This window comes from Streptomyces pactum, assembly GCF_016031615.1.
Lineage (GTDB): Bacteria > Actinomycetota > Actinomycetes > Streptomycetales > Streptomycetaceae > Streptomyces > Streptomyces pactus.
Genome location: NZ_JACYXC010000001.1, coordinates 4,143,713 through 4,157,480 on the forward strand (window position 1 = coordinate 4,143,713; position 13,768 = coordinate 4,157,480).

The 13,768-nt window shown below is 74.6% G+C and carries 10 protein-coding genes and 1 pseudogene; 6 read left to right on the forward strand and 5 right to left on the reverse strand.

The window, feature by feature from the left end:
- Window positions 1-179: 179 nt before the first annotated feature.
- The 4 genes from IHE55_RS16430 to IHE55_RS16445 all read right to left on the reverse strand — a co-directional run bounded on the left by IHE55_RS16430 (window position 180) and on the right by IHE55_RS16445 (window position 4,590).
- Window positions 180-1,433, reverse strand: coding sequence for a DUF5667 domain-containing protein (locus IHE55_RS16430; protein ID WP_197989701.1), 1,254 nt, complete (start codon window positions 1,431-1,433; stop codon window positions 180-182).
- Between the two features lie 198 nt (window positions 1,434-1,631).
- On the reverse strand, window positions 1,632-2,408 hold the full coding sequence (locus IHE55_RS16435; protein ID WP_197989702.1) for an ECF subfamily RNA polymerase sigma factor, BldN family: 777 nt from the start codon (window positions 2,406-2,408) through the stop codon (window positions 1,632-1,634).
- A gap of 723 nt (window positions 2,409-3,131) precedes the next feature.
- Window positions 3,132-4,073 (reverse strand): HAD family hydrolase, encoded by a 942-nt coding sequence (locus IHE55_RS16440; RefSeq protein WP_197989703.1) that lies wholly within the window; start codon window positions 4,071-4,073, stop codon window positions 3,132-3,134.
- A gap of 241 nt (window positions 4,074-4,314) precedes the next feature.
- Window positions 4,315-4,590 carry a glutaredoxin family protein gene (locus IHE55_RS16445; RefSeq protein ID WP_197989704.1) on the reverse strand — a complete coding sequence of 92 codons (276 nt, stop codon included), beginning with the start codon at window positions 4,588-4,590 and terminating at the stop codon, window positions 4,315-4,317.
- Between the two features lie 1,017 nt (window positions 4,591-5,607).
- Here IHE55_RS16445 and IHE55_RS16450 point away from each other — a divergent pair.
- From IHE55_RS16450 to hemB, 5 genes are read left to right on the forward strand one after another with little or no spacing between them, the layout of a single operon-like run.
- Window positions 5,608-6,399 (forward strand): redox-sensing transcriptional repressor Rex, encoded by a 792-nt coding sequence (locus IHE55_RS16450; protein WP_197989705.1) that lies wholly within the window; start codon window positions 5,608-5,610, stop codon window positions 6,397-6,399.
- Window positions 6,396-7,778 (forward strand): glutamyl-tRNA reductase, encoded by a 1,383-nt coding sequence (locus IHE55_RS16455; protein ID WP_197989706.1) that lies wholly within the window; start codon window positions 6,396-6,398, stop codon window positions 7,776-7,778. The genes IHE55_RS16450 and IHE55_RS16455 overlap by 4 nt, the downstream gene beginning before the upstream one ends.
- Complete coding sequence (gene hemC / locus IHE55_RS16460) at window positions 7,775-8,851, forward strand: hydroxymethylbilane synthase (RefSeq protein WP_197989707.1); 1,077 nt, start codon at window positions 7,775-7,777, stop codon at window positions 8,849-8,851. Before IHE55_RS16455 ends, hemC begins: the two co-directional genes overlap by 4 nt.
- The gene (locus tag IHE55_RS16465) at window positions 8,848-10,512 is read left to right on the forward strand and encodes a bifunctional uroporphyrinogen-III C-methyltransferase/uroporphyrinogen-III synthase (RefSeq protein ID WP_197989708.1); all 1,665 of its coding nucleotides are present in this window, start codon (window positions 8,848-8,850) and stop codon (window positions 10,510-10,512) included. The genes hemC and IHE55_RS16465 overlap by 4 nt, the downstream gene beginning before the upstream one ends.
- Window positions 10,509-11,543: a porphobilinogen synthase gene (hemB, locus tag IHE55_RS16470; RefSeq protein ID WP_197989709.1), complete on the forward strand. Its 1,035-nt coding sequence runs from the start codon at window positions 10,509-10,511 to the stop codon at window positions 11,541-11,543. The genes IHE55_RS16465 and hemB overlap by 4 nt, the downstream gene beginning before the upstream one ends.
- A gap of 319 nt (window positions 11,544-11,862) precedes the next feature.
- Here the strand turns inward: hemB and IHE55_RS16475 are convergent, their stop codons facing one another.
- Window positions 11,863-12,441 carry an AMIN-like domain-containing (lipo)protein gene (locus IHE55_RS16475; RefSeq protein WP_197989710.1) on the reverse strand — a complete coding sequence of 193 codons (579 nt, stop codon included), beginning with the start codon at window positions 12,439-12,441 and terminating at the stop codon, window positions 11,863-11,865.
- A 499-nt stretch (window positions 12,442-12,940) separates the two neighbouring features.
- Here IHE55_RS16475 and IHE55_RS16480 point away from each other — a divergent pair.
- Window positions 12,941-13,671: pseudogene (locus IHE55_RS16480) on the forward strand (serine/threonine-protein kinase); the annotation flags it as partial.
- Between the last annotated feature and the right edge of the window lie 97 nt (window positions 13,672-13,768).

Genomic DNA, 13,768 nt, shown 5'->3' on the forward strand with positions numbered 1-13,768 from the left:
CGGGGCTGGGCAGGCCGGGGACCGGCCGGGGACCGGCCGGGGTACGGGCCGGGGCGGAGGGGCCGCCGGGCAGTCCGTGGGCCGGTACGCGGCCATGCGCGTCACCGGCCCACGAGGTGGTGCCAGAGCGGCGGCGTGCGGGCCCGTGGAAGGCCGCGCCGGACCGCCGCTTCCGTCGGCTACGGCTGCTGCTGCTGGGTCTCGTCGCCGCTGATGCCCAGCCCGGGCAGCAACCCGGGCAGCAGCGGTGGCAGCGTCACGTCCGACTTGGTCGGCCTGGTGGTCTTCTCCGGACCGGGCGGCGGCGAGGACTCCCCGGACGCGCCGTCGGTGGGCAGCTCCAGCCCGGTGCCGTCGGACGGGTCGAGCAGCCGGTCGGCACCGTCCAGCAGTCCTGGCCGCTCGGTCCCGGTGGAGTCGGTCGCGCCGGGGCTGCCCTTCTGCGTGGCCGGGGTGGTCCGCCGTGCGTCCTCCTGGCCGGACGGGGCGGCGGAGCCGGCGGGGTGGGGCCGGGGCCGCTGGGAGCCGCCGTGCGCCGGGGCGCCGGCGGTGCCCCGGTCGCCGGCCTCCGCCGGGAGCAGTGAGCGCAGCGGCTGGACCTGGTCCTCTATGGCGTCGAAGACCGAGCTGACCTCGTCCCGTACGTCGGTGAGCTGGACCGGCAGCGACTCGCTCAGCTTGCTCCAGCCCGCGCGGTGGGAGGCGGAGAAGGAGGACAGCGACTCCATCGGGCCGAGCGAGCCGTCCCGCTCGTACGCCTCGCTGAGCAGCCGGTGGCCCTCCGCCGCGTCGTGCCGCATCCCGGAGAGCGCCCGGCGGATCTCGCCCACCGACTCCTGGTCCAGCTCGCCGGAGCGGGCGCGCTCCATCAGGCGGCGGGCCTCGCTCATCCGGGTCGACGCCTGGTCGAGGTAGAGCTGGCCGCGCTCCACGTCGCCGTCGGCCATGCCCCGCTTGAGGTCCTCCATGCCGCGCTTGAGGCCGTAGAGCGTGTCGCCGGGGAGGGCGTCGGAGCTGGCGGCGGCGACCCCGCCGAGCGCGCCCGCGGCCACCCCCACCGTGAGGCCTCCCGCGGCGAGCCCCTTGGACAGGCGGGACCGGGGCCGGAACCGGCCCAGGGACCGGGCGGCCCGGTGGGTCCCGCGGCCGGACCGCTGACCGGGTACCCGGGGGGAGCCCTCGGCGAACGCCGCTTCCATCGCGGCGACCAGCTGCGCCCGCTGCTCCGTCCTGACCCCGGCGTCGAGCTGGGGGGCCGGCATCCTGCCGAGCCCGCCCGCCAGGGCCAGCATCCGTGCTCGCTCGGCGTCGTCCGCCGATGGTCCGGACTGCTCGGCCGTCGCGTCCTGGAGATCCCGGGGCTGCTGCTCCTGGGCCTCCAGGGCCTGGGCGAAGGCGTTGGCCCGCCGGTGCGCCGATACGTTCGCGATCACAGGCGGCACCTCCTCTCGTCTCATGGCGCTCGACTCCCTCGGACACCCGGGCGGTTGCGAACCTTGAGCACAACCACTCGATCGAGTGAGCGGATGTGGACACGGTCAGCATTCGGGGAGTCTGCAATCCGCACAACGAGCGGTGCGGCGGGAGGGTTACGGGCCCGCGAAACGCCGGTCGTCACCGGCCTGTTGGGCTCAGCGGGCGTCGTCCGGGAGGAGCCGGGCGAGGGTGCGGACGGCCCGGTACTGGAGGGTTTTGATCGCACCTTCGTTCTTGCCCATCACCCGCGCGGTCTCGGCGACCGACAGGCCCTGGAGGAAGCGGAGCGTGACGCACTCCTGCTGCTGGGGGTTGAGCTTGCGGACGGCCTGGAGCAGCGCGGCGTTGGAGAGGGATTCGAGGACCGAGTCCTCGGGGCTGCGCTCGACCTCGTTGGCGTCGAGCATCTCGCCGGTGGTCACCTCCAGCCGGAAGCGGCTGGACTTGAAGTGGTCGGCGACCAGGTTGCGGGCGATGGTCACCAGCCAGGCGCCGAAGTCGCGGCCCTGCCAGGTGAAGGTGCCGATGCGGCGCAGCGCCCGCAGGAACGTCTCACTGGTGAGGTCCTCGGCGGTGGCCCGGCCCCCGACGCGGTAGTAGATGTAGCGGTAGACGGTGTCGGCGTACTGGTCGTAGAGCCGGCCGAACGCCTCGGCCTCGCCCGCCTGGGCGCGCTCGACGAGGTCCATCATCCGGCGGCTGTCGCTGTCGGCGGCGGGCCGACGGGTGGTTGAGGTGGTGCCACGGGCTCGTCTGCCGACCGTCGCGCTGCCGTCGGCCAGGGCGTAGCAGGGACCGGCGGGGACGGCCGGCGCGGGCGTGGCGAATGCGGGGACGGCGTGCGCGGTGGGGACGAAGCCGCGCAGGCAGTCGAGGACCGTCGCGCGAAGCGTGGCCAGGCCCGAGGTGTCAACCCCGACGTGTGGGTACACGGGACTCCCAGAGGCAGAGCTTCCAACACGTTCAGTGCGGGACCGTTCACCCGTCGTAGGGACGCGTGGGTCCGGTTTGCGTCTGAGGAGAATAACGCTTCGTACAGGCAACGCTACACCGAGTTGCTCAAATCATCGTTTGCTTCTGCTCCGTTATGGATTGACGTTCGATCAAGTCACGATCGGACGCCGGTAATTGATCAAATAGGAGCGACTTCTGTTCGCGCCCGGGGCGCCTTCTGGTAAATCGCCGGTGGGAGGCGTGGTGAGGGGGGCGCGCGGCGCGCGACACGGATTGACCGGTTCCGTTCGGTCACTGGCCGGAGCCGCCTCCCGCGGCGCGCAGATCCCGGTCACCGCGGCGCACGGCCGGGCCCGGCGCGGCGCGCGGCCGGTCCGCCGGGGCGCCGTGTGCGGTCCAGGGGCGCGGCGGGTGGTCCGGGGGCGGCGGGGGCGGTGCGCGGGGGACGGCGCGCGGGGCCGTTCGGGTGGGTGCGGGTGAGCGCCACGGACTCCACGACTCCGCGGACTCACGCGACTCCGCGGTACGGGTGGCGGCGGGCGGCTCGTGCCGGTGGCGGCGGCCCGTGAGGACGGCGGCGGGCGCCCGGCCGGTGGCGCGGGCGCCCGGGTGCGGAGGCGGCCGGTCCGGTTCAGCGGTGGCCGGCCCCCGGGCCGGACGGGTGACGTCCGGCCGGGCGGGCGTGCGGCGGCCCGGCCCGGTCAGCGGCGGCGGCGGTGCACCGCGACGGCGGCCGCGGCCCCGCCGGCCAGCGCGCCGACGCCGGCGGCGGCGGGGATGCCGACCTTTGCGGCCTTCCGGCCGGTGCGGTAGTCGCGGAGCCGCCAGCCGTGTTCGCGGGCGTGCTTGCGCAGGCGGCTGTCGGGGTTGATGGCGTAGGGGTGGCCGACGATCGAGAGCATCGGGATGTCGTTGGCCGAGTCGCTGTACGCGGCGCACCGCGCCAGGTCCAGCCCCTCCGCCACGGCCAGCGCGCGTACCGCCTCGGCCTTGGCCGGGCCGTGCAGCGGCTCGCCGACCAGCCGGCCGGTGTAGACGCCGCCGACCGACTCGGCGACGGTGCCCAGGGCGCCGGTGAGGCCCAGCCGCCGGGCGATGATCGTCGCGGTCTCCACCGGTGCGGCGGTCACCAGCCAGACGCGCTGCCCGGCGTCCAGGTGGGCCTGGGCGAGGGCGCGGGTGCCGGGCCAGATCCGCTCGGCCATGTACTCGTCGTAGATCTCCTCGCCTATGGCCATCAGCTCGGAGACCCGGTGGCCCTGGACGATGGACAGGGCACTGTTGCGGGCGTCCTCCATGTGGCCCGGGTCCTCGACCCCGGCCAGCCGGAACCACGCCTGCTGCCAGGCGAAGCGGGCCAGTTCCCGTTTCTGGAAGAAGTGCCGTTTGTACAGGCCGCGGCCGAGGTGGAAGATGGCCGCGCCCTGCATCACGGTGTTGTCCAGGTCGAAGAAGGCCGCGGCCCGTACGTCGCCGACGACGGGGAACTCCGGCTCCTCCGGCGCGCCCGCGGCGGGCGCCTCCTCGACGGCGGCCTGTTCCTGCACCGACTTGCGCGCCGCTTCCGCCGCGGCCTCGCCGGCCAGCACGCTCCGGGCCGTGGCGGAGCGCCTGCGGGGGGTCAACCATCCCAGTGCGGACATGGCGCGAGCATAACGACTGGCGCGGGGCCGTCCGCCGGTCGGCGGGCTGCGGCGGTGTGAACTTCGCGCGGCGGCGGGGTGCGGCCGCCGCCGGACGCCCGGAGCCGTGACGGCGGCGGCCGCACCACGCCGCCGGACCGGGCGCGGGGCCCGCGCGGGGGCGCGGACGTGAGCGGCCGGGGAGCACGCGGCGGACCGGGTGGCCGCCGGGGGTACGGCAGGGCCCGGCCGGATGCGGGGGTCAGCCGCCGAGGGCCGTACGCAGGCGGCGCGGGTCCACCCGCCAGAAGTCGTGCTGCTCGCCGTCGACCAGGATCACCGGGATCTGCTCCCAGTACCTGCGGTACAGCTCCTCGTCCTGGGTGATGTCCTTCTTCTCCCAGGAGGCGCCGAGTTCGCCGCAGACCCGCTCGATGACGGCCTGGGCCTCGTCGCAGAGGTGGCAGCCGGGCTTGCCGATGAGGGTGACGGTGGACTCGGCGGGGTTCTTCCGCCGGGCGCGGCGCAGCAGACTCATGGGTCCCATTCTCCCCGGTCGCGGCGGTCGCCCGGGCCCCGTCCCGCGACCGGGCGGGCCCGCCCCGCGCCCGGGCCGGGCGCGGCCGTCCGCCCGGGGCCTCGGCCATGCGCGCGCTGGGGATCGCCCTCCGGTCCGGGAGGCCGCCCGGCGGGCCGCGCCGCCTCCTGCCGGGCCCGGGGCCGGTCGCACCCGCCCGGCGCGGCCCGTGCCCCGCGGCGGCCGGGCCGGTCCCGCACGCCTCGCCGAGCGGGTCGAGGCCCGTACGCCTCTGCCTCACCGGCACGGTCCGGGCCCGCACGCCCCGGAACTCTTCGAGGCGCGTACGCCCGGCCGAGCAAGCCAGGCCCGGACGCCCCGCCGCGCACGTCGAGACCCGTACGCCCATCGCATCCGTCGAGACCTGCACGCCCGTTCGGCGTGTTTTCGGCCACACGGCCCCCGCCCGGCCGGATCCTGCCCCGGCCGCGCACCGCCGGCCCGCCGCCCCCCGTCCGTACCGCGGTCGTCTCCGCGCCCTTACCACGCCCGCCCGACCGGCCGCACTCCGCCCCCGGGGACGACGGATGGAGCACGCCGTTCCGGTGGCGGGCCCTGTGCCGGCGGGGCTCCGCGGGGCGCGGGCGCCGGCGAGGGCCGGGGGCCCGATGGCGCCGGTCGTCGCGCTGTGTGACCGGCGGTCCGGTGTGGCGGATGCCGCCTTCTCGGCGGTGTGGCCAGGGAGAAGTGTTCGACTACCATCATGGGCGTTTTGGTGGTGTCCGGGGGAATGGCGAAGAGGAGTGACCGAGCGTGGTGGCGTCGTCGCTCCGTATCTACCGACGCGTAGCCCCGGAACGGCGTGACCCCTCCGGCGGTTCCGCGCCGGGCGTCAAAGGTCGCGTGACACCGGTCACTTTGCTCGGACAAAGCGGACACCATCTTTGTGCACGCGTTCACAAAGACATAGCCTGCTGTGCACGGGGCGGCCTTGGGACGTACGGCCGCCCGCAGCCCCGCTCTACCCGCAGGAGCACCGTGGCAACTGGCCGAACTCACCGACCGGCGACCCGAAGCCGAGGGATTCCCGAGGCCACCGTCGCCCGGCTACCGCTGTATCTGCGCGCACTGACCGCACTCTCCGAGCGCTCGGTCCCCACGGTCTCGTCCGAGGAGCTGGCCGCCGCCGCCGGGGTGAACTCGGCGAAGCTCCGCAAGGACTTCTCCTACCTCGGTTCGTACGGCACGCGGGGGGTGGGGTACGACGTGGAGTACCTCGTCTACCAGATCTCCCGCGAGCTGGGGCTCACCCAGGACTGGCCCGTGGTGATCGTCGGTATCGGTAACCTCGGCGCCGCGCTCGCCAACTACGGCGGGTTCGCCTCCCGCGGCTTCCGGGTCGCCGCGCTGATCGACGCCGACCCGGCGATGGCGGGGAAGCCGGTCGCCGGCATTCCCGTGCAGCACACCGACGAGCTGGAGTCGATCATCCGGGAGAACGGCGTCTCCATCGGCGTCATCGCGACCCCGGCCGGTGCCGCGCAGCAGGTCTGTGACCGGCTGGTGGCCGCCGGTGTCACCTCGATCCTGAACTTCGCGCCGACCGTGCTGTCCGTCCCCGACGGGGTGGACGTGCGGAAGGTCGATCTCTCCATCGAACTCCAGATCCTCGCCTTCCACGAGCAGCGCAAGGCCGGCGAGGGTGTCGACCACGAGGACCAGGTCGCCGCGGTCGCGCCGCCGGTGTCCGCCGCCCCGGCGGGCCCGGACGGACCGGACGGACGGCACCAGGGGCCGGACGGGGACGTGCCCGCCGTGATGCCGGCATGAGTCTCCTCGTCGTCGGGCTGAGCCATCGCAGCGCGCCGGTGAGCGTGCTGGAGCGCGCCGCCCTCACCGCCGACCAGCAGGCCAAGCTCCTCCAGGACACGCTGGCCGCCGAGCCGGCGGCCGAGGCCGCGGCGCTGGCCACCTGCAACCGCATCGAGCTCTACGCCGACGTGGACAAGTTCCACGCCGGTGTCGCCGAGCTGTCCACCCTGCTGGCCCAGCACTGCGGGGTCGGGCTGGACGAGCTCACCCCCTACCTGTACGTGCACTACGAGGACCGCGCGGTCCACCACCTGTTCTCGGTCGCCTGCGGCCTGGACTCGATGGTCGTCGGCGAGGGGCAGATCCTCGGCCAGATCAAGGACGCGCTCGCCCTCGGCCAGGAGCTGCACACCGCCGGCCGGCTGCTGAACGACCTGTTCCAGCAGGCGCTGCGGGTCGGCAAGCGGGCGCACAGCGAGACCGGGATCGACCGGGCCGGGCAGTCGCTCGTCACCTTCGGGCTGGAGCAGCTCGCCGACGGCACCCCGGTCGCCGACTGGGCCGCCGGCAAGCGCGCCCTGGTCATCGGCGCCGGCTCGATGTCCTCGCTGGCCGCCACCACCCTGGCGCGCGCCGGTGTGGGAGAACTGGTGATCGCCAACAGGACGTTGGAGCGGGCCGAGCGGCTCGCCGCGGCCCTGTCCGCCGGACCCGCCGGTGACGGCGTGGCGCCGGCCGGCACCGGGACCGCCGCGCGCGCCGTGCCGATGCGGGCGGTGCCCGCCGAGCTGCGTGACGCCGACATCGTGGTGTCCTGCACCGGCGCCACCGGACTGGTGCTCACCGCCGAGGCGCTGCAGCTGGCCTTCGGGGCCACCGCCGCGGAGCGGACCGCACCGGTCGCGCTGCTGGACCTGGCGATGCCCCGGGACATCGACGCCGCCGCCCACCGGCTGGACGGGCTGCGCCTGGTGGACATCGAGACCCTCGCCGAGGCCGCCGCCGACGCGCCGATGGCCGCCGACGTGGACCAGGTGCGCGGAATCGTCTCGGCGGAGGTCGCCGCGTTCGGCGCCGCCCAGCGCGCCGCGCACATCACGCCCACCGTGGTGGCGCTGCGCGCCATGGCCGCCGACGTGGTGGCGAGCGAGCTGGCCCGCCTCGACGGGCGCCTCCCCGGCCTGGACGACAAGCAACGCGCGGAGATCACCCAGACCGTGCGCCGCGTCGTAGACAAGCTCCTGCACGCTCCGACCGTGCGGGTCAAGCAGCTCGCGGCCACCCCCGGCGGTGCCGGGTACGCCGAGGCGCTGCGCGAACTGTTCGACCTCGACCCGCAGGCGGTGGCCGCCGTCAGCAGGGCCGATCGACACGACACGAATAGAGGGCAGGCATGAACACCACCGCCTCCCCGGGAACCGCAACGGCACCCGTACCGCCCGCCGCGGCCCCGGCTCCGGCCGGGGACGGCGGCACCCTGCGTCTGGGCACCCGGCGCAGCATGCTCGCCATGGCCCAGTCCGGGCAGGTCGCGGAGGCGGTGCGCCGGGTGACCGGCCGTCCCGTCGAGCTGGTCGAGATCACCACCTACGGGGACACCTCGCGCGAGCACCTGGCGCAGATCGGTGGCACCGGGGTGTTCGTCTCCGCACTGCGCGACGCGCTGCTGCGGGGCGAGATCGACTTCGCGGTCCACTCGCTGAAGGACCTGCCGACCGCCGCGGCCGAGGGGCTGACGCTGGCCGCGGTGCCGCGCCGGGAGGACCCGCGCGACGCGCTGGTCGCCCGCGACGGTCTGACCTTCGCCGAGCTGGTCGCCGGGGACCGCCCGGCCCGGATCGGCAGCGGTTCGCCGCGCCGGATGGCCCAGCTGAACGCCTGGGCCCGGTCGCTGGGCCGCCGGATCGAGACCGTCCCGATCCGCGGCAACATCGACACCCGGCTGGGGTACGTCCGCTCCGGTGAGCTCGACGCGGTGGTGCTGGCCGCCGCGGGGCTGACCCGGATAGGCAGGCTCGGTGAGGCCACCGAGCTGCTGGACCCCGCCCATGTCCTGCCCGCCCCCGGCCAGGGGGCCCTGGCAGTCGAGTGCGCCGCCCACAACACGGCCCTCGCCGCCCGCCTCGCCGAGCTCGACGACCCGCACACGCGGCTCGCCGTGACCGCCGAGCGTTCCCTGCTCGCCGCCCTGGAGGCCGGTTGCAGCGCACCCGTGGGTGCCCTGTCCGACCTCTCCTCGACCTCCGGTCTCCGGTGGAGCGGGGGAGGCCCCATGGCCGACGGTCAGGATGTCACCGAAATGCGCCTGCGCGGCGTCGTCGGCGAGATCGACGGCTCCTCGCTGGTGCAGCTGTCCACCACCGGTCCCGTACCCGCGTCGCAGGGAGAGGCCGCGGCCCTCGGCCGCGAACTCGCCACCGAGATGCTCGCGAAGGGTGCGGCCGGTCTGATGGGGGAGCGAGCACTTTGAACCCCACCGCCCCGAACCACCCCGGCTGCGGGCACGTCACCTTCCTGGGTGCCGGTCCCGGAGACCCCGGACTGCTGACGCTGCGCGCCGTGGAGGCACTGAACGCCGCGGATGTGCTGATCGCCGATCCGCAGGTGCTCGACGTGGTCCGCGCGCACGTCCGTCCGTCCGTCGCCGCGGACGCGCAGGGCGCACCGCAGCAGACGCACGCTGACGATGCGTCAAACGGCGCCGCCGTCCCGGTACTCAGGGACACCGCCAATCTTGTCATGGCGGCCGCGCGGAGCGGCAAGCGGGTCGTCCGTGCGGTCGCCGGTGACCCCGGCCTCGACGGGAACGCCGCCGAGGAGATGCTCGCCTGCGCCGACGGGGGCGTCGCCTTCGAGGTGGTCCCGGGTGTGGCGACCGCGGTCGGGGTGCCGGCGTACGCCGGTGTGCCGCTGCGGGACGGCAGCGGTGCCGACGTCCGGTTCGTGGACGCCCGCACCGCCGACGAGCGCTGCTGGAGCGAGGTCGGCTCCTCCGACGGGACGGCCGTGGTCAGCGCGACCCTGGAGACGGTCGCGGCGGCGGCCGGCGAGCTGGTGGCGGCGGGCCGCAAGCCGGACACCCCGCTGACCGTGACGGTCGCCGGCACCACCACCCGGCAGCGCACCTGGACGGCCACCCTGGGCACCGTCGCCCAGGTGCTGAAGGCCGCGAAGGTGCTGCCCTCGCCGGACGGCGGTCAGCCGGTCATAGCCGTGGTCGGTGAGCGGAGCGCGGCCGAACGGCGGGACCAGCTGTCCTGGTTCGAGTCCAAGCCGCTGTTCGGCTGGAACGTCCTGGTGCCGCGCACCAAGGAGCAGGCCGCCTCCCTCTCCGACCAGCTGCGTTCCTACGGCGCGGTGCCCAGCGAGGTGCCGACCATCGCGGTGGAGCCGCCGCGCACCCCGCAGCAGATGGAGCGGGCGGTCAAGGGCCTGGTCACCGGCCGGTACGAGTGGATCGCCTTCACCTCGGTCAACGCCGTCAAGGCGGTGCGGGAGAAGTTCGAGGAGTACGGGCTGGACGCCCGCGCGTTCGCCGGGATCAAGGTCGCGGCGGTCGGCGAGCAGACCGCGAAGTCGCTGATCGAGTTCGGTGTGAAGCCGGACCTGGTGCCGTCCGGGGAGCAGTCCGCGGCCGGGCTGCTGGAGGACTGGCCGCCGTACGACCCGGTCTTCGACCCGATCGACCGGGTGTTCCTGCCGCGCGCCGACATCGCCACCGAGACGCTGGTGGCGGGGCTGATCGAGCTGGGCTGGGAGGTGGACGACGTCACCGCGTACCGGACGGTGCGCGCGTCGCCGCCGCCGGCCGAGACCCGGGAGGCGATCAAGGGCGGCGGTTTCGACGCGGTGCTGTTCACCTCGTCGAGCACGGTGCGGAACCTCGTCGGCATCGCCGGCAAGCCGCACAACGTCACTGTCATCGCCTGTATCGGCCCGGCCACCGCGAAGACCGCGGAGGAGCACGGGCTGCGGGTGGACGTGCTGTCGCCCGAGCCCTCGGTGCAGAAGCTGGCCGAGGCGCTCGCGGACTTCGGGGCGGCGCGGCGGGATGCCGCGATCCAGGCCGGTGACCCGGTCACCCGCCCGAGCGAGCGGCGGCCAGGATCGCGGAGGAGGGCACGGAGTTGAGTGGAGGGACCCGGCCGGACGGCCGGTACGAGGCGCGGTACGGGCAGTTCCCGGGGGCCCGGCCGCGCCGGCTGCGGGTGAACCCGGCGATGCGGCGGATGGTCGCGGAGACCCGGCTGCACCCGGCGGAGCTGATCCTGCCCGCGTTCGTCCGGGAGGGCCTCACCGAGCCGGCGCCGCTGGCGGCCATGCCCGGTGTCGTCCAGCACACCCGCGACACGCTGCGCCGGGCCGCCGCCGAGGCGGTCGAGGCCGGGGTGGGCGGCATCATGCTCTTCGGCGTGCCGGAGGAGTCGAAGAAGGACGCGGTCGGCACCCCCGGCACCGACCCGGACGGCATCCTCCAGGTGGCCCTGCGGGACGTGCGGGCCGAGGTCGGTGACGACCTGGTGGTCATGTCCGACCTGTGCCTGGACGAGCACACCGACCACGGCCACTGCGGGGTGCTGGACGCCGCGGGCCGGGTGGACAACGACGCCACGCTGGAGCGGTACGCCGAGATGGCCCGGGCGCAGGCCGACGCGGGTGCGCACGTGGTCGGGCCCAGCGGCATGATGGACGGCCAGGTCCGGGTGATCCGTGAGGCGCTGGACGGCGCCGGCCACCAGGACGTGTCGATCCTGGCGTACACCGCCAAGTACGCCTCGGCGTTCTACGGCCCGTTCCGGGAGGCGGTCGGTTCCTCGCTGCAGGGCGACCGGAAGACGTACCAGCAGGACCCGGCGAACGCCCGGGAGTCGCTGCGCGAGCTGGCGCTGGACCTCGCCGAGGGCGCGGACATGGTGATGGTCAAGCCGGCGCTGCCGTACCTGGACATCCTGGCGCGGATCGCGGCGGAGGTGGACGTGCCGGTGGCCGCCTACCAGATCTCCGGCGAGTACGCGATGGTCGAGGCGGCCGCCGCCAACGGCTGGATCGAGCGGGACCGGGCGATCATGGAGACGCTGACGTCCATCCGCCGGGCGGGCGCGGGCCTGATCCTCACCTACTGGGCGACCGAGGTCGCGCGGCGGCTGGGGCGCGAGGGGTAGCCGGCCGGGCCGCCCCGGGACCGCGGACGGCGGGAGGCCGTCGCCCGGTCGTCGTTCCGTTGTCCCGTCGCTGCGCGGCGGAGCCGTCCGGCCGCATCCCCGCGGGGGTGCGGCCGGACGGCTTTTTCGCGGTGGTGCGTTGTGTGGTGCGCGTGGTGCACGCGGTGCACGTGGTGCGGTGGTGCGTGGTGTTGTGGCGCCGCGGTGCGTGGTGCGGTGGTGCGTGGTGCGGTGGTGCGTGGCGCCGGCCCGGGGGCCCACCCGGCCCGGGAGGGGCGGGGCCGGACCGCACCGGCCGGCCCGGGGGCCGGTCAGCCGGTCACCAGGTGTGGGCGACGTCCACGATCAGCTGGTCACCGGACTGCAGGACCCGGAACGGCAGCCGGGCGCGGGTGCCCACGGCGACCTGGGTCTGTCCCTCGAAGCTGGCTCCGAAGCGGGTGTCCTTGAACGTCTGGTAACCGGCGATGTTCACGCCCGGCAGCGGCTGACCGGCCTGGCCGGGGTAGACGACGCTGCCGTCGGCCGGGTTGTAGCTGGGGGCGCCCACGAAAATCTGGAGGATGGCGCCGCCGTTGACGGGGATCGGCTCCCCGGAACCGTCCTGGTAGAACTTGTCCACGTAGCCGACGTGGTAGCCCACCTTGCCGGCGCTGGCACCCGGGATGTCGAAGACCATGCGGTCGTAGCAGTCGTGCTGACCGGTACGGATGTTGCCGAGCGGCTTGTAGAAGGTGTCCGCGCTGGTCTTGTTGGCGCTGCCCCAGGCGGTGGAACAGGCCGCGGCGGCCTTCGTGCCGGTGGCCTCGCCGGTCGCCGCCCCGGCCGTACCGGCGGCGGTCACCAGACCGGCGCCTGCCAGCGTGAGCGCCGCGAGCGCAGTACCCCAACGTCGCATGAGTTACCCCCAGTGAAGAACGGTGGAAAAAACGGAAAAGCCCGAGGGAAGTCCTCCAGGCCACCGGGTGTGACCCCTCATCCTCCGGTGGGGTTGCGTGGGGATCGCACTTCGGACCGAACTTGGCGTGAAACGACGGTTGTTGTTCGCGCGGTGCCGCGCCGGCCGCGCAGCCGGCCCGCGGTGGGGCGGATCCGGCCCGTTGTCCGTCGGCGTTCGTGCGCCGGTCGGGGCTGGTGCGCCGGCCGTCGGCAGGGGCGCCGGACCGGCCGGCGGGCGGGGGTGCCGGGGGCGGGGCGGCCGGGCCGCGCGGTGACCGGTCCGGCGGTGGGGACGGGTTTCCGCCGTCCCTTCACGGCGGGTCCCCCTCGTCCGGCACCGGCTCTACCATGCGCACGGTGTCGGTCGGGTTGCGGGAGGGGACGCAGTGTCGCAGAGCTCCGGAGGTCCGTTCCAGATCGGTGATTACCGGTTGGTGGACCGGTTGGGTTCGGGCGGTATGGGCGTGGTGTTCCTGGCCCGGTCGTCCTCGGGCCGGCGGGTGGCGGTGAAGGTGGTCCACGAGCAGTTCGCCCAGGACGAGGAGTTCCGCGTCCGCTTCCGCCAGGAAGTCGCCGCCGCACGCCGGGTCAGCGGCGCCTTCACCGCCCCCGTGGTGGACGCCGACCCCGACGCCGAACGCCCCTGGATGGCCACCCTCCACGTCCCCGGCCCCACCCTCGCCGAACACCTCACCACCCACGGCCCCCCTCACCTGGACCGACCTGCGCCGCCTCGCCCTGGGACTGACCGAGGCCCTCCACGACATCCACCGCGCCGGCGTCATCCACCGCGACCTCAAACCCGCCAACGTCCTCATGGCCCCCGACGGCCCCCGCGTCATCGACTTCGGCATCTCCCGCGCCGCCGACAACCAGGCCCTCACCGTCACCGGACGCGTCATGGGCACCCCACCCTTCATGTCCCCCGAACAACTCTCCCGCCCCCCGCGACGTCACCCCCGCCACCGACGTCTTCTCCCTCGGCGCACTCCTGGTCTACGCCGCCACCGGACACGGCCCCTTCGACGCCGACAGCCCCTACCTCACCGCCTACCACGTCGTCCACGAACCCCCCGACCTCACCCACCTCCCCCACCCCCTCCACACCATCGTCACCCACTGCCTCACCAAAGACCCCACCCAACGACCCGACCTCACCCAGCTCGCGCGGCGCTTCCGGGAGTTGCCCGAGCACCGTGCACCGATCGCCGCCGGTAAGGACATCCTGACCCGGGTGCTGGGCCGGGCGGGCGCGGGCGGGGCACCGGACCAGGCGGGCCCCGGCC